The sequence below is a fragment of the Pseudovibrio japonicus genome (genome assembly GCF_014651595.1).
Lineage (GTDB): Bacteria > Pseudomonadota > Alphaproteobacteria > Rhizobiales > Stappiaceae > Pseudovibrio > Pseudovibrio japonicus.
Map to the genome: position 1 here is coordinate 293,393 of NZ_BMXE01000003.1, position 23,652 is coordinate 317,044.

A 23,652-nucleotide genomic window follows, 5' to 3' on the forward strand; every position below is an offset into this window, starting at 1 on the left:
AACTAAGGTTTATGCCATATTTTAAACATTAAAAATGTAACTTTTCGTGATTAAAACTGTCTGATTTTCGTCTCATCTTCCAACGATAACATCCTTGCTCAAAACATGATTGCCAGGATATGAAGATGAAACTTACAAAAATAAAAAATATCGTAGTAATTCCCGCCCTTGCTGCAAGTGTTATGCTTGGCGGTGTTGTCAATACCAGCATATTCTCTAATGAAGCTGAGGCAGCTACCAGTAAGAGCAGCTACGTTAAGATGATCGAACAGAAAGCGAAGAAGCACGGTGTGCCGCACGCTATTGCAAAAGCTGTTGTTCAGATCGAAAGTAACTACAATGCAAGTGCGCGTGGTCGTGCAGGTGAAGTCGGGCTTATGCAAATCAAGCCAGCCACCGCTCGCGGAATGGGCTACAAGGGTTCGACCAAAGCTCTCTACCAGCCAGAAAACAACATTGAATTCGGCATGCGATATCTAGCTGGTGCATACAAGCGCGCTGGTGGAGATCTGTGCGGTACGATCTTGCGATACAACGCTGGCCACTATGCAAAGCGTATGAACAAGACAAGTGCGAGATACTGTAAGCGCGTTAAGGATATTCTCGGACGCAGCTAAATGCAGCTTGCATATATGAGGTGGAGCTGCTAAGTTCCTATTCAAAGTTACCTAGAGTTTTATGAATGTCTGACCTCAGGTCAGTCTGTCTGCAAGGACCGAAAGCAGGGTGGTTGATCGGGCAAAATCAACCACCCTTTTTCTTAAAATTTTAGGTAAATTCCGCGAAAATTATGCGAACTTCCTAGCGGCGTTAGCAGGTGATACAGGCACCTTTACGCCCTCCAGGATCTTTCCATCATCAATTGGTTGGCCCAGTGACGTTGTTACGGGAATAACGCCAGCCCAGTGTGGAAGGGCATAGTCCTCCTCATCATCCACCGGTGCACCCTGACGGATTTTTGCAGCTGCGTGGTCGATTTCGATAGCGATGACGCCTGTCGAGATCTGTTCCTTCTCAGTCATCGGACGAACTTCATCCCATCGACCAGGTAACAGATGTTCTGTGACTGCCTTCAGGGCGTCCCACGCTTCCTGACGGTCGGTTACGAGACGGGCGGTACCGTGAATGATTGCGGTTCTGTAGTTGACGGAATGATGGAACGCAGATCGCGCTGCAACGATGCCGTCAATATGTGTGAAGGTGAGGCAGACTTGGGAGTCCCTGCTCATTTTCTTCACGATGCGTGCGGCTTTGGCGCCGTGAATGTAGATTGTACGATCTACTACGGCAAACGCCATAGGAATGACGATCGGGCGGTCGTCGTCCATGAACCCAACATGGACAACAAGGGAGCTTTCCAGAATCGGGAGGATTGTTTTCCAGTCATAGTCAGCGCGCAGGCCATTTCTGACGCGTGCATATTTAGGTGGATTGGTTGCATGGGTCCTTGTGTCTGGCGTCGCTTCACGTAGAATTTCTGCTGTCATTGTCTTAACCGTTTCTGGTCCCCGGTTTTGAGCATTATCGGCAATTTAGAGACCAGTTGGCCCGGTAAGCGGTTGGAGTTTTTGCTCTGATCGCCTGCCGGGTTTTTCGTTGCAATTGTGTCTCTTGCCCTTGTTATGGGCGAAGAAACGTTGTGTTGAGTTGTATTTTCTGCAAAACTGGTTCTCTTAATAGATCCGCTTATTCTAATTTTGGGGTTCCAGTTGTTCGAGTATGTTGTGACGATCAATCGGGAGGTCAGCACCCCGCTGTCGAGCCAGATTTATCAGCAGTACCGGGATGCGATTTTGAAGCGACGTATTCCGGAAGGGGAGCGGTTGCCTAGTTCGAGGCAACTTGCGGTCAGTCTTTCGGTCTCCCGCAACACGGTGAACACGGCCTACGATTTGCTGCGCTCAGAAGGTTTGGTGGATGTGCGGTCCGGTGCGCGGCCTGAGGTGGTTCGCTTGCCGGAAGTGGAGGGGGCTGCCAGTGAGGGAGCTGAGCGGGCTGCTGCGCCGCCGCTCTCTTCCCGAGGCAAGCGCTTTGCTCTGAACCACCGATATAGCAGCCCATCGGGGCGGGGTGTCGCCATGCAGCCGGGCGAGCCATCCCGTGCGCTGTTTCCCAAAGAGCAATGGGCGCGTAGTTTGCGGCGTGCGGCGCGGTTGCTCAATGGCGATGCGCTTGGCTATGAACATACCTCCGGTTTGCCTGAATTGCAGCGCGTTTTGGCGCAATATCTGGCGCAGGAGCGCGGGGTTGTATGCTCACCGGAACAGGTTTTGGCCTTTCCGACAACGCAGTCGGCACTCTTGCTTATGACGCAATGTTTCTCGGAGGAAGGGGATGTGGCTCTGCTGGAGGAGCCGGGATATCTGGGCGCGCGATCTGCCTTTGTTTCTGCGGGGTTACGGGTGAATGCGCTTACGGAGATTGATGAGGTTGACCAAGCCTCGCTGATTTATGTGACACCGTCGCACCAATACCCGACGGGTAAGCGTATGGAGATGGGGGAGCGTCTGATGTTGCTGAAGCAGGCGCATGCAAAGGGCGCAATGATCCTTGAGGATGACTATGACAGTGAGTTTTTGTTTGAGGGGCGTCCGATTGCGGCGCTTCAGGGGCTGAGTGACCGACACTCGGTGATTTACATCGGCACCTCAGCAAAGTCGCTCATGCCAGGTATTCGACTTGCCTATGTGGTTGTTCCTGAAGAACATGTTGACGGGTTGCGACAGGCACAGCGCGCATCTGGTGCCTTGGCAAATGTGCATGTGCAAATGGCGTTTGCAGACTTTATCGAGAGCGGGCACTTTCGCGCGCATCTTAACAAGATCCGCAGTGCGTACCATGAAAATGGCGCGGCGCTCTGCCAGTTGATCGGGGAGCGTTTTGGTAATCAGGTAGGTGTGTCCATGCCCACGGGAGGCTTACAAACCTGCCTGTATCTGCCGGAAACATGCGATGATGTCGCGGTTGCAGATCATCTGAACAGGCGTGGCTTCGGGGCTAATCCGCTTTCGGTGTTTTATTTAGGTCGCCCGCAGCGAGGGCTGGTTGTCGGGTTTGCCGAGGCCAACGAAAAACTGAGGAACGGCTTTGTCCAAGCGCTTGATCAGGCGTTGGAAATAGCCGGAGATGGTGCGCAAACTTAAATCTTTGCTTGACCTTTATCCTTTGGCTCCGTAGTTCAGGTGCACCAGTCGGCCGGACGGTTGCTGCTGCAAGTGCCGAAAGGCCGCAGTGGAGGAAAGTCCGGGCTCCATGGAGACACGGTGCCGGATAACGTCCGGCGAGGGTGACCTTAGGGACAGTGCCACAGAAAGCAAACCGCCAGTGCACGCATTGGTAAGGGTGAAAGGGTGGAGTAAGAGCCCACCGCGTTTTTGGCAACAAAAACGGCATGGTAAACCCCACCGGGAGCAAGACCGAATAGGGGCGGCACGGAAGTTTACTTCCAGTCACGTTTCCAGACCTGACCGCCCGGGTTGGTCGCTAGAGGTGTTCAGTAATGGGCATCCCAGATGAATTGCCGTCACGTACAGGCGTAACACCCTGTGCCTTACAAAACCCGGCTTACAGGCCGACTGGTATTTTCTTTTACGAAGAAATAGATTGTCTCTTTATTGATTGGTCTGCTTGCTGATTTACGAGACAGCGCAAACGCAATGTTTATTTGATTATTGAGGCAGTTCGTATGCCAAATCAAAAGCCTTTGAAACTCATATACTTTTGCCACGGTGTTCCTGGAAGTGAACACGACAGCGTTTTCTTACAAGATGCGCTGCCTGCTGGGGTAGAACTTGTTGCGGCTAATCTTCTTGCTGCGCAAGGAGATCCTAAAGAGGCTTGTGTCAGGCAGTTTGATGAGATGACTGCTGGTTATGAAGAGGCCAAGGTTCACCTAGTTGGCTTTTCGATTGGGACGATGGCGGCAGCGCATATTGCACAAGCCCGTCCTGAGAGAGTTGCGAAGCTTACATTGGTTTCATCGGCGGCTCCTTTAACCCTTGGTGATTTTCTTCCCAAAACGGCTGGGGCACCTGTGTTCAAGATCGCAAGGTCTTCTCCACGATTGCTGACGGTTCTGATCGTGCTTCAAGGGCTGCTTTTCCGCATGAGACCTACTGTTTTGCTGAAAGGGCTCTTTGCAAAGTGTGGCGCACAAGAGAAAGAACTCATTGAGCGGCCTGAGGTGGCAAGCGTGCTGCAGGCTGGGCTTGCGAACAGCCTTGTCAGACATCACGAGAGCTACGCTGCGTATTTGAAGGCCTATGTCAGTGATTGGTCCGCTATTTTGCCTGATATCCGTTGCCCGACTGAGCTCTGGCATGGGGCGGCTGATACCTGGACTCCCAGCGAAATGGCATGGGCCATCAAGGAAGCTCTGCCCACGGATGCGCAGCTGCACATTGTTGATCGTGCCGAGCATTACTCAACACTTCAGGCTTTTGGAAATACGCTTGGTGAAGCTCTTCGGTCATCGGCCGACTACTCGTCTTCAGAGAAATAACCGGAAGCATCTTAGGGTGTTGACTGGTCTTTGCTAATCACGTATCCAAAACCTATTATGATGTATACAATAGGATACAATAATGGATTTTTGGGTTTGGTTTTCTTTCGTACTGATTTCTGCAGCTAATATTGTAACGCCGGGGCCGGCTATTCTTAACACCGTGCGCCGGGCGGCGCAGTTGGGGATGGGGCGGGTGTTTCCGACCATTTTGGGAAATACACTTGGGCTGGCGATTGCTGGTGCGTTTTGTGCGGGTGGGGTGGTGAGTTTTGTGCTTACCTCGGAGATATTATGGAGTGTGTTCCGGTGGCTGGGTATTGGCTATCTGATCTGGCTCGGGCTCAAGTTTGTCTTTAAGCGCGAGGAGATTGATCTGTCAGGTGACGTTCGCGAGTCAGTTTCCGGGACGATGTTGTTTTGGGAAGCTTTTTTGCTGGCGCTGACCAATCCCAAGGCGATCCTCTTCTTTGTGGCTTTGTTTCCGCAGGTTATGAGTTCCGAGATGGCACTGCTTCCTCAGGCCAGTATTCTGGTTGCAACGTTTTGTGGGATCTCGGTGCTGTCCTTAAGCGGTTACTCTGCCTTGGCCTCGCTTCTACGGGCGCGTTTTATCACTCAAGCGCGATATCGCCGGTTCCGGGTCTTGTCTGGCTTCGTTCTTTTTGGTTTTGCAGGGAAAATTGCGAATGAAGTGCACTAAAGCGGTCTCATTTTGCTGTCAGAGGGTGTTCCGGCTTGAAAGTTGGTGAGGCATCACTCAGATAGGAAAGTATTGCAAGGAGATCTTTTATGAGAACAGAATTTGACAAGGAACTGGAAGAGCGCCTCGTTCGATATACAGCGATTGATACGCAGAGTGATGAGACGTGCCAGGACTCCCCAAGCACTCAGATCCAGCTTGACCTGCAAAAGGTGCTTCAAGCTGAGCTGCAGGAGATGGGTGCCAGTGATGTTGAGCTGACCGATTATGGTGTTGTCCTTGCGACTATTCCGGCAACTGTTGAAACTGATGCGCCTGTGGTTGGATTGATGGCACATGTGGATACGGCGCCAGCGTACCATGCTGAAGGTGTGAAGCCGCGTGTTCACCCTGCCTATGATGGCTCTGTGATTACTTTCCCTGATAATGCCGAATTGTCTCTGTCTCCCGAAAACTCCCGCTATCTGGGTGAGAAGATTGGCGATGATATCATCACGGCGAGCGGTCTTACTTTGCTGGGCGCAGATGATAAGGCTGGTGTTTCTATCGTAATGTCGCTTGCACACCATCTGCTGGCGAACCCTCAGATCCCGCACGGCAAACTGCGCCTTGCATTTACTCCGGATGAAGAGATTGGACGTGGTGTTCATGACAGGCTGCCGGCTGATCTGGGTGCTGATTTTGCCTATACGCTGGACGGTGGCAAAGCTGGTGAGCTGAACTACGAGAACTTCTGTGCCGATGGCGCGACGGTGAAAATCACTGGTGTTTCCGTACATCCGGGCTACGCGAAGGATAAGCTGGTCAATGCGCTGCATTTGGCAGGCAAGATCATCACCACGTTGCCATTGGCGACGATGACGCCTGAGGTCACTGATGATCGTGACGGATTTATCTTCATCGTAGATATGCACGGAACGGCTGCTGAAGCTGAGATACATTTTGCTCTGCGTGACTTTGAGTTGGAAGGCCTTGAAGCGAAAGCCGATCTGCTTGAGCAGGTGTGTGCTGCTGTCCAGGCTGGCGAGCCGCGTGCCTCCATCACCTGTGAGGTGAGAGAGCAATACCGAAATATGCACCATTGGCTGCGCGATGATATGAAGCCGGTTGATCTGGTGAAGGCTGCCTATGAAGATGTTGGGCTGACAGTCTCTTCCAAGCCAATCCGCGGCGGAACCGATGGCGCTTTGTTGACCGGGAAGGGGACGGCTTGCCCGAACATCTTTACCGGCATGCAGGAAATTCATGGCCCGCTGGAGTGGATCAGCGTTCAGGATATGGCGCTTGCGATGCAGGTTTGCCTGAAGCTTGTTGAGCGGGCTGCGAAGTAAGCGCATCTAAGCACTATTGTGAACAAATCTGAAACCGTCGGCTATCTGGTCGGCGGTTTTTTCTTTGCTGGTTTGCGTTTGCCTGTTGTCTTGAGCAGTCGTTGGAAGGAGGGGCACTCCATATGGCTGGGGGCGGGGCAGTCGGCAACGTGACGCAGGGCGTCGCGCAGGGTGGCGAGTTCCTTGATTTGCTGATCAATCAGGTCGGCCCGCTCGCGGATTTGGTCTCGCGGGATTTGAAGTTGACCTCCTTCAGAGAACATTCCGGCTATCTCGGTGAGGGAGAACCCGCCGGTTTTAGCCAGCGTGATCAGCGCGAGTCTGGTCAGGATCTGGGATTCGTACTGGCGTCTGAGGCCGTGTCTGCAGACCGAATGAATAAGCCCAACCTCCTCATAGTACCTGAGTGTGGAGGGCTTCACGCCTGAGCGTTCGGTGATCTCGCCAATATCCAGCAGCTTCATACTTGACCTCAAGTTGACTTGAAGTCGTATCTTGCTTGCAACAGCGAAAATTTGCAAGGGGATACCAAGATGAAACAGATGTTGGAAACGCAGGAGCACGAGGTCTGGCGAGACCCTAGAGCGATTGCTCTTTTAATGGCGGCCACACTGACGGTTATGGCGAATGCGACTATCAGCCCGGCGTTGGCCGGATTGGAGGAGATGTTCAAGGATGATCCGAATGTGTTGTGGTTCTCCCGGTTATTGGTCTCAATGCCATCGCTCAGCGTTATAGTCTGTGCTCCGTTGGCCGGGGTGATTGCTGATCGATATGGTCGGCGGGCTTTGTTGCTTACTGGTGTCTTGTTGTTTGCTGTGACGGGGAGTGCGGGGCTGTTTCTACCGGATCTTGCCAGTATGTTGGTGTCTCGTCTTGGGCTCGGGGTTGCAGTGGCGATGGTGATGACCGCGCAGACGGCTCTGATTGGGGACTATTTTGTTGGCGACCAGCGCAGTTCATTGATGGGGCTGCAGACCTCGGCGCGTAACTTTGGTGGGTTCTTGTTTATCTCGCTGGCCGGGTTGCTGGCGGTGAGCTCTCCGCGACTTCCGTTTGCGATTTATGGATTGGCTCTGCTCATGGTGCCGTTCTTGTGGCGGCATATCAGTGAGCCGGTGAAATCCGCAGTAACAGTGCGGAAAGCCGCAGGTGCTGAGCATGATGGGGCTGCCCTGTGGGGTTGGTTGCTGGCGGTACTAGCGCTGCTGCAAATGGCGACCAACATGATCTTCTTTCTCATGCCGACACAGCTGCCATTCTTTCTGGACAGCCAAGGTTACGATAGTGCGCGCATGACTGGTGCGGCACTGGGTGTATTGATGATGACAGGCGGTACTGCAGCGCTGCTCTACGGTCGTATCAAGGCGCGGATCGGGTTTAGTGGTGCTCTTACATTGGCCTACGGGTTTATGACGGTCGGGTTGTTGCTGCTGACATTGCAAGAGACATGGAGCGTGTTCTTTGGAGTGGCTGCTATGGGGGCGGGGTACGCACTTGCCATGCCGAACTTTCCGGCTATTGCACTGCAGGTGGCTCCAAGCACAAGGCGAGGTATGGTGGGCGGGGTGCTGACCTCCTCGGTGTTTCTTGGCCAGTTCCTTTCCGTCTTCGTGAGTATTCCGATGATTGCAGCCATTGGGTTTGCGGGCACGTTTCAGGTGGTTGCTGCGGTACTGACCTGTATGACCGTTGTTGGGCTGACCACCTTCCTGTGGCGTGCGCTCCGCCGGACAGAAACTGAGGTTGTGCGAGCGGAAAGCTAATGCAGGTGCCTGCGCCTCTCAGTTTTGACTGATCGTCATGTGACTTTGCTGAGGCGCGCAGGGGTTTTTGAAGAATACGTGAACTCTCTCCTCATACATCTTAAGTTGTTGCTGCTGTTGGCTCTATTGCTGGGGTTGCCGCTTGGCAGTCAGAAAGAGCTGGTGGAGCGGACCGTGCGGTGTCTGGTTCACTCATGACATGAATGCGTTGAGCTGGGCCGGTCTCGGGTATTTATGGGAAATTGCCCCACCACTTGGTGGTACCTCATGGGATCGCATGGCCCAGAGCGGGAATGTGGGCCGCAGAGTGTGTCCGATAGGTGAAAAATACCTAGCGTAATTTCGTCTAATTCTTTCTTCTGGTTCCGCACAAAACTGTGTGTACTTCCGGTTGTGACCGTATTTTATACGCGTGTAACCCGCAGAAATCCCTGCGTAAACTCTTATCAATACTTCGTTTACCATAATTGGTGATAACTATCAGATGTTAAGGGGCATTCTTTTCCGTTTGAGACGGTGGGTTCATTGACGTCCCATGCAATCCCATGGTATCCCATAGACTTCCGGGGAAATCCGGTTTGTACTTCTGTAATCTTGTTGTTTTTGCCTGATTTGAGCGCTGACTTTCCAAGGGGTGGGGAGTTGTTTGAGCTGCCGGTGACAGATCAAGAAGATCTGGCTCATTAAGAGGGGACCAATGGCTGGTTTTGTTTCGCACTTCACCAATCGGGTGGATGCAAAGGGTCGTGTATCGATCCCTGCGCCCTTCCGTGCGGCGTTGGCGAAGGACGGCTTTGAAGGTCTTTACTGCTTTCCATCTCCTTTTCAGGAGGCGGTTGATGCAGGTGGCTTCGGACTTACTGCTGAAATCCAGAAACGACTAGATGCGTTTTCGACGCTTTCCATGGAGTACGATGCTCTGTCCACGGCGCTTTATGGTGCCAGTGAAACCCTGAAGATTGATCGGGATGGCCGGATTGTTCTGTCTGAGATGATCCGTAACCACACTGGTATTGACAGCGAAGTCACGTTTGTTGGGCAAGGGTTCAAGTTTCAGATATGGGAACCGACACGGTTCGCCAAGCACCGCGACGAGGCCATGAAGCGGGCGCTTGCAGTATTGTCTTCCGGCGGAGCGCCGGAGACAGCAGCCGGAGGGGCACTATGATGACGGGCGGCGACGGAGACAAATCCGGTATCGCTGGCGGACCAGCGCGTCACATTCCAGTCCTTCTGGAACGGGTGCGGGAGGCAATGGCCCCCGCGCCGGGTGATGTGATTATTGACGGCACGTTTGGTGCCGGTGGTTACTCCAGGACCTTTCTTGAAGCTGGTGCCAGTGTGATTGGTGTTGATCGGGATCCGGATGCGATCCGTGATGGTCGGGCTCTGGAGCAGGAGTTCGATGGGCGTTTGAAGCTGGTTCACGGGCAGTTTGTTGATCTTGACGAGCACGCACGGGCGCTTGGTCATGACGCGGTTGATGGCGTTGTTATGGACCTTGGTGTTTCGTCCATGCAGCTGGATCAGGCGGAACGTGGGTTTTCGTTCCGGTTTGACGGGCCGCTGGATATGCGCATGGAGCAGGATGGGCCAAGTGCTGCGGATGTGGTGAACACCATGGAGCGCAAGGACCTGACACGCATCATCGGAATGCTTGGTGAGGAAAAGCGTGCTTCAAGCGTATCACATGCCATTTGTCAGGCACGCGAGGAAAAGCCTTTTGAGACGACGCTGGAGCTTGCTCGCGTTATCGAGAAGGTGGTGAAGCGTAACCCGAAAAAAGCCAGTATTCATCCGGCGACGCGCACTTTTCAGGCGCTGCGGATCTACGTGAATGGTGAATTGCATCAGGCGGCTGGTGCATTGGCTGCTGCTGAGCGGATTTTGCGTCCGGGCGGGCGGCTGGTTGTTGTGACGTTCCACAGTCTGGAGGATCGTATTGTTAAGCGGTTCCTTGCGGATCGTTGCAAAACACGCGGTGGCGGTTCGCGCCACATGCCGGAGGTGGATGTTCCGCCCCCAACTTTTGAATTTATCGTAAAGGGCAATCAGGATGCCAGCGTTGATGAGATTGCTGACAATCCGCGCGCTCGTTCTGCTCGTTTGAGAGCAGGGCGCCGGCTGGATGCGCCTGCACGACCATTAGATATTCATGAGGCCGGCGTTCCGCGCCTTGCTTCATTCCATGGACTAGGAGGCTAGGCTATGCTGCGCTTCGTTAATCTGTTCTTTGTTGTTGCGGTGGTTATTGGTGCCGCGCTCGTTTACGACATTAAAATGTCAAACGAAAACCTTGCCGATCAGGTGCGTGCGCTTTCTGCCGAGATCGCCAAGGAAAAGGATGAGATCCGCTACTACAAAGCCCAGTGGAGTGTGCTTAATCAGCCGGGCCGGTTGCAGGGTATTGTTGATCGTTACAACGATATTCTCAAGTTGGAACCGTTGCGTGCCGAGCAGATCACGACACTGAAGGCCTTGCCGGTTAAGCCAGTTCTGATGGAGCCAGTTTCTGCTGATGCGATGAGCGGTTACGCCAGTCGCGTTACATCCATACAATAAGGGAGGGGTTCGTGGCGAAAAAAGCTGACAGCTCCTTTCTGAGGCAGGCTAACTTGAAGCGCAATCATGGCACCAGTGCAATCCGGGTTCGTGGTCCGGGGCGGTCTCGTATCTTCTTCGCAATGACGATATTTGTGATGGTTTACGGGGCCATTGCAGGTCGTCTGATCCTGCTTGGTTTGCAGGATGGGAGTCCGGCTGGGAGCTTCCTTGCAGCGCAGAACACTGTGGCGCAATCGCGCCCTGATATTGTTGATCGCAATGGTGAAATCCTTGCGACCGATATTAAGAGTGCTGCGCTTTACGCCGAGCCGCGAAAGATTCCGGATTCTGATGAGGTCTTTGATGGTTTGATCACCGTTTTGCCGGAGCTGGATACGCCTGCAATCAAGAAGCGTCTTGAGAGCAACTCCATGTTCACATGGCTGAAGCGCGAGATCACTGTTGAGCAGCGTCAGGCCATTCATGCGCTGGGGCTTCCGGGTGTTGGTTTCCGCGAGAGCAATAAGCGGTTTTATCCGGGCGGGCAAACGGTTAGCCATATTCTTGGTACGGTGAACGTGGACAATCAGGGTCTGTCCGGCATGGAGAAGTATGTCGATCAGGCATGGCTGAAGGACCTGCAGGAGCTGGGCTTTACGCAGGACCGGACGATGGAGCCAGTCGCGCTTTCCGTTGATCTGCGTGTGCAGCATGCCGTTCGAGATGAATTGCGTCGATCCATGGAATACTATCAGGCCAAGGCTGCTATGGGCGTGGTGCTGAAGGTTGATACTGGCGAAGTGATCGCCATGACGTCGCTGCCGGACTTTGACCCGAACAACCGCCAGCAAGCGCTTGAGAAGAAGCGTATGAACCGTGTGACCGGCGGTGTGTTCGAGATGGGGTCGATCTTTAAGGGTATCACCATTGCAATGGCGCTGGATAGCGGCAAGGTGAAGCTGGAAGATGGGTTTGACGCAACCAAGCCTATCCGCGTTTCAGGTCGTACGATTAACGACTACTACGGCAAGCATCGTGTGCTTACCGTGCCCGAGGTCTTCGTTTACTCCTCCAATATTGGCACCATCAAAATTATGCAGAAGGCGGGCATTGAGGAACAAAAGAAGTTTCTGGAAAGGCTGGGCCTGACTGAAAAGTTGCATACCGAGATGCCGGGTGTTGCCAAGCCTTTGCTTCCGCCTAAGTGGAATGAGCTTGCAGCTATGACTATTTCGTTTGGTCACGGCCTTGGCATTACACCGCTGCAAATGGCAGTGGCCGGTGCAACACTGGTGAATGGCGGCAAATATCTTGAGCCAACCTTCCTTCCTCGTAGTCAGGAAGAGGCTGACAAGCTTGCCAAGCAGGTTATCAAGCCGGAAACCAGTGAGATCCTTCGCTACCTGAACCGAGAGAATGTAAAGCGTGGCTCGGGTCGGCGGGCGGCTGTGGCAGGTTATGATGTTGGTGGTAAAACAGGAACAGCGCAAAAGGTGGTGAATGGTCGTTATATTGAGGGCCTTTACCTGAACTCCTTCATGTCGGCGTTCCCCATATCCAATCCCCAGTACCTTGTTTTGATTTTGTTGGATGAGCCGCAGAAAGTAGAAGGGCAACATTTTGCCACCGCCGGGTGGAATGCTGTACCAACTACGGCATCTGTTATCCGCAGAATTGCACCAATGCTCGGCGTGGTGCCTGATTTTGTAGATGACGCAGAGACAATTCCGGTTTCCTATCAGAGCCGAAACTAAACAGGAGATTTTGAATGAGGCGAAACACGGAGAATTTGGGGAAATTTAAAGAGAAGTTTTCCCTTCGACCGGTTTGCCACATTCATGTCTCATAGGCCGGACATATCGACGCCATGTTGCTTAAAGACCTTACAAAACAAGAGATAGACGCTGCTGCAGGCGATGGGCCCGACAGTGCTGGCGCTCTCACCATTTCGGGGCTTACTGCTGATAGTCGGGCAGTTGAGCCTGGTTTTGTTTTTGCTGCCCTGCAGGGCGCGAAAGTGGATGGTGCCGAGTTTATCGAACAAGCCGTCACGGCGGGCGCTGCTGCCATCTTGATTGATGCGGAGCGCGTTACCGATGATATCCGCGAACAGGCCAAGCAGGTTCCGCTGATTGCTGCGCCGGATGCGCGACACGAACTTGCCCTGATGGCTGCAGCTTTTTCCGGCAATCAGCCGGAGAAGATGGTTGCTGTGACCGGAACTGCGGGCAAGACCTCTGTTGCGGTGTTCGTGCGGCAGATCTTTGAATATGCCGGGCTGGTTTCTGCCAGTTTGGGGACGATTGGTACCGTCACCTCTACAGGGCAAAGCTATGGTGGCCTGACTACGCCTGATCCGGTCTCCTTGCATGAAGACCTGAAGCGTCTGGCTGAGGATGGGATTACCCATGCGGCGATGGAAGCCTCCAGCCATGGGTTGGATCAGCATCGTCTGGATGGTGTACGCATTTGTGCGGCAGGCTTTACCAATCTTGGCCGTGATCACATGGACTACCATTCGACGGTGGAAGAGTACCTGCAGGCAAAACTGCGGTTGTTCCGTGATTTGCTGCCGGATGATGGTGTGGTCGTTATTGATCCGGAAGCGCAGTTTGCGGACCGGGTTCTGGAGGTTGCCAAAGAGCGCGGTCTGAAGACCTTTACTGTTGGTGTTCTTGGTGAGGACCTGAAGGTTCTCAGTGTTCAACCGGACGGGTTCAGCCAGGTTCTGGAGCTGGAAACGGCTGAGGGCGTGTTTTCTGTTGCTTTGCCGCTGGCAGGTGATTTTCAGGTGAGCAATGCGTTGATCGCAGCTGGTCTTGCTATCTGTGCTGGCGTGCCCCTGCAAACGGCTTTGGAAGCCCTGATAGTTTTGCGTGGTGCGCCGGGCCGGATTGAGCATGTGGGCACCCGTGAGAACGGCGCTCTTGTGTTTGTCGATTACGCTCACAAACCAGAAGCGCTGGAAAATGTGCTTGCTGCCTTGCGTCCGTTTGCGGCGGGTCGTCTGATCAATGTGTTTGGCTGCGGTGGTGATCGCGATGCGGGCAAGCGTCCGTTGATGGGTGAGATCTCGGCGCGTCTTGCTGATGTGTCCATCGTGACCAATGATAATCCGCGCACAGAAGACCCCGACAAGATCCGCGAGGAGATTGTTGCTGCGTGTCCTGCTGCGTTGGAGATCGGAGACCGGGCGCTGGCAATTCACCAGGCGGTGAAGATGCTTCAGGAAGGGGATGTGCTGTGTGTGGCTGGCAAGGGCCACGAAACAGGGCAGATTATCGGGACTGAGGTTCATCCGTTCTCTGATCACGAGGAAATTTTAAAGGCGCTTGCAGAGGTTTCAGATGGAACCGAAGCAACAGCTGCTCCTGAGGGGGATTTGCCAGAGATCAGTCTTGATCTGGATGAGATGGATCTTCTCGGCGATGAAGCTGATGAGGTAGCTGCTGCAGAAGCGCTGGATGATGATGATTTGCTGGCGGCTGTTCAATCCGGTGTTGAGGAGCTTGAGGCAGAGGTGCCGATAAATCCTGATCATAAGCGGGACAGCGAGGAAGAAGACTGGCTGGCGCTAGAAGAAGGTGTTCTTGGCGCTGATGAGCTGGCTGATGCGGAGCTGTCTGATGTCGAGAGCCATGATCCAGACTTTGGAAAGGACGGCTTCCCGGTTGTTGCGGAAGATACGCCTGAAGCGCTTGAAGACGAGCTGCTGAGCGATCTTGCGGCTATTGAAGCTGAGGCAGAAGCGGAACCGGAAGTCGAAGCAGTAGCAGAAGCGGAGAACGTCAAGGAGTCGGAAGTAGGCTCTGAGGCGGATGCAGATGCATTTCCTGCGGATGACGCTCTGGAAGAGGTTGCTCCCGAGGGCTCAGAGGATGTATCGCAGTCCACTGGGGAGGAGGAGCAGGAGAGTTCAAAAGATCAAGGCAGTTCAACTGCTTCTGAAGAACTGTCCCGCATGCCGAAGATTGTTGCTTCTGAGGGATTAAAGCTAGAAAAAACACATCGCAGGTCAGCAATCGACAAGCCTGACTGGACTATCGTCCCCCATATCAACCTATTGGATCCGGAAATTAAGTCGGAATATGAGCGGCAAATGATTGAACTGCCTGAAATAGATCGTGGGCCGCTATGGCAGCTTGCTGATTTTCTGGAGGCGGTAGATGGGGATGTTCACGGTGATCTAAGTGATGACATAACCGGAATTTCCATTGATAGCCGGGAAATTCAGCCCGGAGAGGCCTTCTTTGCGATTAAGGGGGAGAATTTCGACGGTCACGCGTTTGCTGGCGCTGCCCTTGAGGATGGCGCTGCTGTTGCTGTTGTTGCGCGCGACAAGCTGGATGAGCTGCCTGAAGATGGTCGCTATGTGGCTGTCGATGACGTGCTTAAAGCGTTGGAGCGCCTTGGTGTTGCTGCTCGCGCACGTTCCAAGGCACGGATCATTGCGGTGACTGGTTCGGTCGGTAAGACGGGCACGAAGGAAGCTTTGCGGCTGTGTCTTTCCAAATCCGGCCTCACCCATGCGCCTGTGGCGAGCTTTAACAACCATTGGGGCGTTCCGCTGACACTGGCACGCATGCCTGCGGATACTGAATTTGCTATCTTCGAGATCGGCATGAACCATCGCGGTGAGATTACACCGCTGGTGAAGATGGTACGTCCGCATGTGGCTATTGTGACCACGGTAGAGGCGGTGCATCTGGAAGCGTTTAACTCGGTTGAAGACATTGCCCGTGCAAAGGCTGAGATCTTCACTGGGATCGAGCCGGGCGGTGTCGCGATCCTTAATCGGGATAATCGCCAGTATGATCTGCTTCGTTATCTTGCCGCTGTGGCTGGTGTGAAGAACATCGTCAGCTTTGGCATGCAGCCGGGCGCGCAGTCCGTTGCCAAGAAGGTAGCGGCAAATCCTGATTGTTCCTGCCTGAACGCAAATATTCTGGGGCAGGAAATCTCATACAAGATTGGCGCTCCTGGCGCGCACCATGTGATCAACTCTCTGGGTGTGCTGACCGGGGTCATGGAGCTGGGTGCAAACCTTGCCTTTGCTGGTCTTGCACTGGCGGAAATGTCTGCTCCTAAAGGGCGCGGCGCACAGACTGTTCTTGATGTGAACGGCGGCACAGCTTTGCTTGTTGACGAGAGCTACAACGCCAACCCGGCCAGTATGCGGGCAGCTATCAATCTGGTGGCGGGCTTGCCGGTCGTGAAGAATGGCCGCCGCATCGCCGTATTGGGGGATATGCTCGAATTAGGTGCAGAGTCTGGAGCGTTGCACGCAGACCTTGCTAAGGAGCTGGAGCGCGCCAAGATCGACGTGGTTTATTGTGTGGGTACTCATATGAAGATGCTCTGGGACCAGTTGCCTGCGCAGACCAGAGGTGCCTATTCAGAAACCTCCGATGAGTTGGAAAAAGACCTTTTGTCGGAAGTGCGTCCCAATGACATTGTAATGGTGAAGGGCTCCCTGGGCACCCGGATGGGTCCGCTTGTGGATGCTTTGAAGAAACGTTTTCCTGAACCGGCTTCAACCGGTGAGTCCTGAGGTTGAATAAATGCTATATTTGCTGGCGGAGCTGTCAGGGGTTTATCCTTCCCTATCCGCGCTGAATGTTTTCAAATACATTACGTTCCGTACCGGCGGCGCGATCATGACTGCGTTGTTATTTGTGTTTTTGTTTGGCCCACGCATCATTGATGCGTTGCGTTTGCGTCAGGGACATGGACAGCCCATTCGTGAAGACGGACCTCAGAGCCATCTGCTGACAAAAAAGGGAACGCCAACCATGGGCGGCCTGATGATCCTTTCCGGGATGATCGTGGCAACGCTGCTGTGGGCTGATCTTCGCAACCCTTACACCTGGATCGTGCTGGGTGTGACCGTTGGGTTTGGTCTTATCGGCTTTTATGATGACTATCTGAAGGTCTCCAAGTCCTCGCATAAAGGCTTTGGCGGGAAGGCGCGTCTTGGGCTGGAATTTCTGATCGCCGGTGTTGCAGCGTTTGCGGTGACGCTTCTGGATTCCGAGCCGTTTTCCACCAGCATTGGTTTTCCGTTCTTTAAAGAGTTGACGCTGAACCTTGGTTTGTTCTTCATCCCATTCGCAGCCTTTGTTGTTGTTGGCGCGGGCAATGCGGTGAACCTGACCGATGGTCTTGATGGTCTTGCCATTGTGCCGGTTATGATTGCGGCGGCTTCCTTTGGTCTGGTAGCGTACCTGACGGGTAACGCGGTGTTTTCGAGTTATCTGCAGATCCACCATGTGGCGGGCACGGGTGAGCTTGCCGTCTTGTGCGGTGCGGTGATTGGGGCTGGTCTCGGGTTCCTGTGGTTCAACGCCCCGCCTGCTGCGATCTTTATGGGTGATACGGGCTCTCTTGCTCTAGGCGGTATGCTGGGTGCAATTGCGGTTGCGACTAAGCACGAGATTGTTCTGGCGATCATTGGCGGTTTGTTCGTGCTGGAAGCGGTGTCTGTGATTGTGCAGGTGGCGTCGTTCAAGGTGACCGGTAAGCGCGTGTTCCGCATGGCGCCTATTCACCACCATTTTGAGCATCTGGGCTGGACCGAAAGCCAGGTGGTTATTCGTTTCTGGATCATTGCTGTCGTTCTTGCGCTGGTTGGCCTTGCCACGCTGAAGCTGCGCTAGGAGGGACGAAGACATGATCCCTATCCGTCATCTTGCAGGTAAAGAAGTTGCGTTGTTTGGGCTCGGTGGTTCCGGGTTGCTGACAGCGCGCGCGCTTGAGGCTGGTGGGGCTCGTGTGGATGTGTGGGATGACAACGAAGCCAGCGTTGCTGCTGCTGAAGAGCAGGGGCTTGCGGCGATCGATCTGCACGATGTCGATATGACCCGTTATGCGGCGCTGGTTGTTGCGCCCGGCGTTCCGCTGACCCATCCAGTGCCGCACTGGAGCGTGGTGCGGGCGCAGGACGCTGGCATTCCGGTCATCGGGGATATCGAGCTTTTCGTGAATGAGCGGGAAGAAGTTTGCCCGGAGGCGCCGTTTGTTGCCATTACAGGCACCAACGGGAAGTCCACGACCACGGCACTGATCTCGCACATTCTCAAAGAGTGCGGCATGGACGTTCAAATGGGCGGCAATATTGGTCGTCCGGTTCTGGATCTTGAGGAGTTTTCCGAGGATCGCGTTTACGTGGTTGAGGTGTCCTCTTACCAGATTGACCTTGCTCCAAGCCTTGCGCCGGATATTGGTGTGATGATGAACCTGTCACCGGACCATCTGGACCGGCACGGCAGCATGGCGCATTACGCGTCCATCAAAGAGCGTCTTGTGAAGGGCGCGCGTTTGGCGGTTGTTGGTGTTGATGATGAACACAGTGCCGCGATTGCGCAGCGCCGGGTGGAGAGTGGAGAGCCGATTGAGCTGATCTCCTGTCAGGAGCCGGTCGAGTTTGGTGTTTATGCGGCTGATGGCAAGGTGATCGAAGTTTTTGATGAAGAGCAGGTGCTTGTTGCTGACCTCTCTTCTTCCAACACGTTGCGTGGCTCTCATAATGGGCAGAATGCTGCTGCGGCTGTGGCCGTGTGCGCGGCGCTGGGGCTGGAGCTTGACGAGATTTCTGGCGCGCTGGCGACATTTCCGGGTCTTGCGCATCGCCTGAAGCTGGTGGCTGAAGCTGGTACGGTTTTGTTTGTGAATGACAGCAAGGCAACCAATGCGGAAGCTGCAGCGCATGCGCTGGCGGCGTTTGACCGGATTTACTGGATTGCTGGGGGGCGTCCAAAAGCTGGCGGGATTTCTTCGCTCAAAGCTTATTTCCCGAAAATTGTGAAGGCGTACTTGATCGGGGAAGCAGCGGACGACTTTAAGCAGGAACTTGCGGGGGCCGTGGAAGCGCACAAGTTTGGCAGTCTAGACATGGCTGTTGAAGCTGCGGCGCAAGATGCTGCACGGGATAAAAGCAAGGAGGCTGTGGTTCTGCTGTCTCCGGCGTGTGCCTCGTTTGATCAGTTCAGGAGCTTTGAAGTTCGGGGGGATGCATTTGAGAGCGCGGCTGTGGCTGCTGCCAAAATGCTGAATGAAGAGGGGGCACGCTGATGGTATCACGTACGGATCGCAGTGCGTTTGCGGAATGGCTTTGGACGATTGATCGTTACATGCTGATCGGCATTTTTACACTGATGGTGTCCGGTCTGGTGCTGTCTCTGGCGGCCAGCCCGCCTGTTGCCGAACGTATCGGGCTCGAGAGCTTCTATTTTGTTAAGAAACAGGCCATCTTCCTGCTGCCAAGTGCTGCTTTGATGCTTGGGGTTTCGGCATTGTCTCCGCGTTATGTGCGGCGGGTGGCTTTGCTGGTTTTCTGCGTGATGCTTGTTTTGCTGCTGGGGACGCTGTTCTTTGGCACGGACGTAAAGGGTGCGCGGCGCTGGGTGAGCCTTTTCGGGGTTTCCATTCAGCCATCAGAATTTATTAAGCCTGCTCTTGTTGTGATTGTTGCGTTCTTGCTGTCTGAGGGGCGCAAGGCGCAGGATATTCCGGGGCAGGTGATCTCCATTCTCTTGTTCGGCATTGTGGCGGCCATGCTTGTTGCGCAACCTGACTTTGGTCAGACCATGTTGCTGACGATTGTGCTGTTTGCGTTGTTCTTCCTGAATGGTTTGTCGTGGCTGGCGATTGTCCCTCTCGGTATTACGGGTATCCTGGGCGTGGTGGCCGGGTTTGCCTATCTGCCGCACGTACGCGGACGTATCATGCGCTTTCTGGACCCATCTTCCGGGGACACATATCAGATCGATAAGGCGATTGACTCCTTTATCGCCGGTGGCTGGCTTGGCCGCGGTGTGGGTGAAGGGACTGTAAAACGTATCCTGCCGGATAGTCATACAGACTTTGTTTTCGCTGTTGCTGCAGAAGAGTACGGCATCATTGTTTGTGTGGTACTGGTGACTATCTTTGCCTTTGTTGTGCTGCGCGGCCTTTACATGGCAATGCAAGATCAGGATCCGTTTGGTCGTCTGGCCGCATCTGGCCTTATTGTGATGTTTGGCCTGCAAAGTTGCATCAATATGGCTGTTAACCTGAACCTGATGCCGTCTAAAGGCATGACGCTGCCGCTGATTTCGTCTGGCGTGTCTTCCCTGATGGCGATTTCCCTAACCATGGGTTTTGTGCTGGCATTAACGCGGAAACGTCCGCAGCCACGTAAGAACCCGATTATTACTGTTGCCCGCGCTGCGCCGTTGCAGCAGGCCTGAGAGAGTTTTGCTTTTGTCGGAGATTGAAATGAAGCCGAAGATTATGCTCACTGCTGGAGGGACAGGCGGTCACCTGTTTCCTGCACAAGCGCTGGCCAGTGAGCTGACGCGCCGTGGGTATGGTGTGGAGCTGATTACCGACAGCCGCGCCGACAAATACGGCAGTGCTTTTCCGGCAGACAAGGTTCATCTGGTCAAAAGTGATACGATCCGCGGCAGGAATCCGATTTCGCTCACCAAGACTGCAATCAAGCTTGGTCTTGGGACTTTGCAGGCGATGAAAATCATTCGTGCGGCCAAACCCGCAGCTATGGTTGGCTTTGGTGGGTATCCGACATTTCCGCCCATGTTTGCCGGTCGTATGCTGGGGGTTCCAACGATCCTGCATGAAGCCAATGCGGTGATGGGGCGTGCAAACCGCATGCTTGCCAAAGGGGCAAGAGCTGTTGCGACCAGTTTTCCGCTTAAAACACTGCCTAAAGACCTTGCGGCGAAGGCGACGATGACTGGCAACCCACTGCGTGACAACGTGATTGCCGTGTGCGGACTGACCTATAACGCACCGGAAGAAGGTGGGGCTTTCCATCTGCTGGTGTTTGGTGGGTCGCAGGGTGCGCGCATCTTTTCGCAGGTGCTGCCGGAAGCCTTGAGCCTGATGGCGCCTGACTATCTTGAGCGACTGGTAATTGTGCAGCAGGCGCGTCCGGAAGATCTGGAAGGTCTGGAAGCGTCCTATCGCAAGATGGGTGTGGCTGCGCAGGTTGCGTCCTTCTTTACTGATTTGCCGGAGCGCATTGCGGCGGCCCATCTGGTGATCAGCCGGTCCGGTGCTGGTACGGTTTGCGAGCTGGCAGCAATCGGGCGTCCTTCTATATTGGTGCCGTTGCCCGGCGCGCTTGATAACGATCAGGGTCTGAATGCGAATGTGCTTGCGGAGGCAGGCGGCGCATGGCCGATCCCACAGAAAGAACTTGATCCGCAAAGACTGGCCCGCGAGCTGAAAGAGCTCATGGATCATCCGGGCCGTCTTGCGCAGGCAGCACAAGCAGCTTTGGCTCAGGGCGCACCTGAAGCTGTGCAGCGCCTTGCGGATCTGACTGAAACACTTGTCGGTCAGGTGCCGGCAGCGAGCAAGAAAGAGACCACCTCATGAAAATGCCTGTCAACATTGGGGGAGTTCACTTCGTCGGTATCGGCGGCATTGGCATGAGCGGTATTGCCGAGGTTTTGCATAACCTTGGGTATCGTGTGCAGGGCTCTGACATGTCCGAGAATGCGAACGTGCTGCGTTTGCGGGAAAAGGGCATCAAGGTCATGGTCGGTCATGCGGCAGAGAACCTTGAAGGGTCGGATGTTTGCGTCGTCTCGTCAGCGATCAAAGCCAGCAATGTTGAACTGAAAGCTGCGCGTGAGAACAACATGCCTGTTGTGCGCCGTGCGGAAATGCTCGCGGAGTTGATGCGTTTTAAACAAGCGATTGCCATTGGCGGTACGCACGGCAAGACGACGACGACCTCCATGGTCGCGGCGCTGCTGGATGCGGGGGATATGGACCCAACCGTGATCAATGGCGGTATCATCAATGCCTATGGCACCAACGCCCGTATGGGTGAGGGTGACTGGATGGTGGTTGAGGCAGACGAGTCCGATGGCACCTTCGTCAAGCTTCCTGCCGATATTGCGGTTGTGACCAATATCGATCCTGAGCACCTTGATCATTACGGTGATTTTGATGGCGTGCGGGCTGCGTTTACGCAGTTTGTCGAGAATGTTCCGTTTTATGGCTTTGCCGTCATGTGTCTTGATCACCCGGAGGTCCAGAGCCTTGTGGGACAGATTGAGGATCGCCGGATCATCACCTATGGCCGTAATCCGCAGTCTGATGTTCGTTTTTCTGATGTTTCCACCAAGGGCGGCAAGTCCATCTTTAGCGTGACCATTCATGATCGACGCGGGAACAAGGTGACTGAACTGAAGGATCTGGTGTTGCCGATGCCGGGTCTGCACAACGTGTCCAATGCGACGGCTGCGATTGCGCTGGCGCATGCTTTGGGCATTTCCGATGAAAATATCCGCAAGGGTCTGGCTGGCTTTGGCGGCGTGAAGCGGCGCTTTACGCATACGGGTTCGTGGAATGGTACGGAGTTCTTTGACGACTACGCGCACCATCCGGTCGAGATCAAGTCTGTCCTGCATGCAGCCCGTGAGGCGGCTGAGGGCAAGGTGATTGCTGTAATGCAGCCGCACCGTTACACCCGTTTGCAGAGCCTGTTTGATGACTTCTGTTCCTGCTTCAACGATGCGGACAAGGTCGTGATTGCGCCTGTGTTTGCTGCTGGTGAGCAGCCGATTGAAGGGGCTGACCAAGCCGACTTGATTTCGGGTCTGCGGGCTGGTGGTCACCGGTCGGTTCACGGCATCTCTGGTCCTGAGGAGCTGGCTGGCAAGGTGGCGGAGCTTGCTGAACCGGGTGATCTGGTGATCTGCCTTGGTGCGGGTAACATTACCCAGTGGGCTTACAAACTGCCAAAAGAGCTGGAAGCGCTCTCCCCAAAAGGAGAGACTGTATGAGCGAAACCCTAAGCTATCCTGATCTTCTGCCTTTGCTGGGCGATGCTGTTGAAGACATTCGCGGTCGACTGATCCAGAACCAGCTGCTTTCTGCGGTGACCTGGTTCCGTGTGGGTGGTCCTGCGCAGTTGATGTTCCAGCCTGCTGATGAAGTGGATCTGGCGGTGTTTATGAAAGCGCTGCCGGAAGATGTGCCGGTTACTGTGGTTGGGCTCGGCTCCAACCTTCTGGTGCGCGATGGCGGTATTGAAGGCGTTGTTATTCGTCTGCCGATCCGCGGGTTTGGGACTGTCGAGTATCTGGGCGGTCATAAGCTGCGGGCAGGGGCGTCTGTCCCTGACAAAAAGCTTGCGGAAGAAGCGGCCAAGACGGGCACAGGCGGCTTTGCGTTTTATACCGGTATTCCGGGGGCTGTTGGCGGTGCGCTGCGCATGAATGCTGGGGCTCATGGAGCGGAGACGAAGGACCTTGTGGTTAGCGTGAATGCGGTGACACGGTCTGGTGAACTCATCACCCTTTCCAATGCGGATATGGGCTATGCCTACCGCCATTCTTCCGCATCAAAAGATCTGATTTTCACCAGTGCAGTGTTTGAGGGTGTTGCGCGGAGTGAGGACGAAATCCGCGCTGAAATGGCTGAGGTTGTTGCGCATCGTGAAAAAGCACAGCCTATTCGTGAGAAAACCGGTGGCTCTACTTTTAAAAATCCGGAGGACAACAGCGCATGGAAGGTGGTTGATGCGGCTGGAGGACGTGGTTTGCAGATTGGCGGCGCAAAAATGTCGGAATTGCATTGCAACTTTATGTTGAACGTTGCAAACGCTACTGCTCACGATCTGGAACTGCTTGGCGAGACTATCCGCCGGGATGCTTTGGCGAAGACAGGTACGCGTCTGGAATGGGAAATTAAGCGCCTTGGGGCGTTTGTGGACGGGGCGACGATTGAACCGTTTTTGGGCCAATCGGACTAACTCCGTTCAGGTATTGTTTTAGGCGTTTTAAATAGGAT

General features: G+C 54.3%; 19 protein-coding genes and 1 other RNA gene. 18 read left to right on the forward strand and 2 right to left on the reverse strand.

Features of this window, described 5'->3' with window-relative positions; genetic code table 11:
• Positions 1-119: 119 nt before the first annotated feature.
• Positions 120-617 (forward strand): lytic transglycosylase domain-containing protein, encoded by a 498-nt coding sequence (locus IE076_RS09880; RefSeq protein ID WP_189436613.1) that lies wholly within the window; start codon positions 120-122, stop codon positions 615-617.
• A gap of 171 nt (positions 618-788) precedes the next feature.
• Here the strand turns inward: IE076_RS09880 and IE076_RS09885 are convergent, their stop codons facing one another.
• The gene (locus tag IE076_RS09885) at positions 789-1,487 is read right to left on the reverse strand and encodes a pyridoxamine 5'-phosphate oxidase family protein (protein ID WP_189436614.1); all 699 of its coding nucleotides are present in this window, start codon (positions 1,485-1,487) and stop codon (positions 789-791) included.
• Positions 1,488-1,709: 222 nt separating this feature from the next.
• Between IE076_RS09885 and pdxR the strand changes: the two genes are divergently transcribed.
• The 5 genes from pdxR to pepT all read left to right on the forward strand — a co-directional run bounded on the left by pdxR (position 1,710) and on the right by pepT (position 6,535).
• Positions 1,710-3,143, forward strand: coding sequence for a MocR-like pyridoxine biosynthesis transcription factor PdxR (pdxR, locus tag IE076_RS09890; RefSeq protein WP_209009008.1), 1,434 nt, complete (start codon positions 1,710-1,712; stop codon positions 3,141-3,143).
• 44 nt (positions 3,144-3,187) lie between these two features.
• Positions 3,188-3,583, forward strand: an RNA gene (rnpB, locus tag IE076_RS09895) — RNase P RNA component class A.
• A gap of 102 nt (positions 3,584-3,685) precedes the next feature.
• Positions 3,686-4,501 (forward strand): alpha/beta fold hydrolase, encoded by an 816-nt coding sequence (locus IE076_RS09900; protein ID WP_189436615.1) that lies wholly within the window; start codon positions 3,686-3,688, stop codon positions 4,499-4,501.
• Between the two features lie 82 nt (positions 4,502-4,583).
• Positions 4,584-5,204, forward strand: a complete 621-nt coding sequence (locus tag IE076_RS09905; RefSeq protein WP_189436616.1) for a LysE family translocator — start codon at positions 4,584-4,586, stop codon at positions 5,202-5,204.
• 89 nt (positions 5,205-5,293) lie between these two features.
• A complete protein-coding gene (gene pepT / locus IE076_RS09910) occupies positions 5,294-6,535 on the forward strand; it encodes a peptidase T (RefSeq protein WP_189436617.1) in 1,242 nt (413 codons plus the stop codon).
• Between the two features lie 41 nt (positions 6,536-6,576).
• Here pepT and IE076_RS09915 read toward each other — a convergent pair whose 3' ends face one another.
• Positions 6,577-6,999 (reverse strand): helix-turn-helix domain-containing protein, encoded by a 423-nt coding sequence (locus IE076_RS09915; protein ID WP_189436618.1) that lies wholly within the window; start codon positions 6,997-6,999, stop codon positions 6,577-6,579.
• Positions 7,000-7,068: 69 nt separating this feature from the next.
• On the opposite strand from IE076_RS09915, the gene IE076_RS09920 reads away from it, so the two are divergent.
• From IE076_RS09920 to murB, 12 genes are all read left to right on the forward strand, one after another.
• Entirely contained in the window at positions 7,069-8,301 is a 1,233-nt protein-coding gene (locus IE076_RS09920; RefSeq protein ID WP_209009009.1) for an MFS transporter, read from the forward strand.
• 697 nt (positions 8,302-8,998) lie between these two features.
• Positions 8,999-9,469 carry a division/cell wall cluster transcriptional repressor MraZ gene (locus tag IE076_RS09925; protein WP_189436619.1) on the forward strand — a complete coding sequence of 157 codons (471 nt, stop codon included), beginning with the start codon at positions 8,999-9,001 and terminating at the stop codon, positions 9,467-9,469.
• A complete protein-coding gene (gene rsmH, locus IE076_RS09930; protein WP_189436917.1) occupies positions 9,469-10,506 on the forward strand; it encodes a 16S rRNA (cytosine(1402)-N(4))-methyltransferase RsmH in 1,038 nt (345 codons plus the stop codon). The genes IE076_RS09925 and rsmH overlap by 1 nt, the downstream gene beginning before the upstream one ends.
• Before the next feature lie 3 nt (positions 10,507-10,509).
• Positions 10,510-10,863: a cell division protein FtsL gene (ftsL, locus tag IE076_RS09935; protein ID WP_189436620.1), complete on the forward strand. Its 354-nt coding sequence runs from the start codon at positions 10,510-10,512 to the stop codon at positions 10,861-10,863.
• 11 nt (positions 10,864-10,874) lie between these two features.
• A complete protein-coding gene (locus IE076_RS09940) occupies positions 10,875-12,599 on the forward strand; it encodes a peptidoglycan D,D-transpeptidase FtsI family protein (RefSeq protein WP_189436621.1) in 1,725 nt (574 codons plus the stop codon).
• Between the two features lie 113 nt (positions 12,600-12,712).
• Positions 12,713-16,396, forward strand: a complete 3,684-nt coding sequence (locus IE076_RS23040; protein ID WP_189436622.1) for a UDP-N-acetylmuramoylalanyl-D-glutamyl-2,6-diaminopimelate--D-alanyl-D-alanine ligase — start codon at positions 12,713-12,715, stop codon at positions 16,394-16,396.
• A 10-nt stretch (positions 16,397-16,406) separates the two neighbouring features.
• Entirely contained in the window at positions 16,407-17,501 is a 1,095-nt protein-coding gene (gene mraY, locus IE076_RS09950) for a phospho-N-acetylmuramoyl-pentapeptide-transferase (RefSeq protein WP_189436623.1), read from the forward strand.
• Positions 17,502-17,514: 13 nt separating this feature from the next.
• On the forward strand, positions 17,515-18,915 hold the full coding sequence (gene murD / locus IE076_RS09955) for a UDP-N-acetylmuramoyl-L-alanine--D-glutamate ligase (protein WP_189436624.1): 1,401 nt from the start codon (positions 17,515-17,517) through the stop codon (positions 18,913-18,915).
• Positions 18,915-20,072 (forward strand): FtsW/RodA/SpoVE family cell cycle protein, encoded by a 1,158-nt coding sequence (locus IE076_RS09960; RefSeq protein ID WP_054662513.1) that lies wholly within the window; start codon positions 18,915-18,917, stop codon positions 20,070-20,072. The genes murD and IE076_RS09960 overlap by 1 nt, the downstream gene beginning before the upstream one ends.
• Positions 20,073-20,100: 28 nt before the next feature.
• Positions 20,101-21,225, forward strand: coding sequence for an undecaprenyldiphospho-muramoylpentapeptide beta-N-acetylglucosaminyltransferase (gene murG / locus IE076_RS09965; protein ID WP_189436625.1), 1,125 nt, complete (start codon positions 20,101-20,103; stop codon positions 21,223-21,225).
• Positions 21,222-22,643: a UDP-N-acetylmuramate--L-alanine ligase gene (gene murC, locus IE076_RS09970; RefSeq protein ID WP_189436626.1), complete on the forward strand. Its 1,422-nt coding sequence runs from the start codon at positions 21,222-21,224 to the stop codon at positions 22,641-22,643. Before murG ends, murC begins: the two co-directional genes overlap by 4 nt.
• Positions 22,640-23,614 (forward strand): UDP-N-acetylmuramate dehydrogenase, encoded by a 975-nt coding sequence (gene murB, locus IE076_RS09975; protein ID WP_189436627.1) that lies wholly within the window; start codon positions 22,640-22,642, stop codon positions 23,612-23,614. The genes murC and murB overlap by 4 nt, the downstream gene beginning before the upstream one ends.
• The last annotated feature ends 38 nt before the right edge of the window (positions 23,615-23,652 follow it).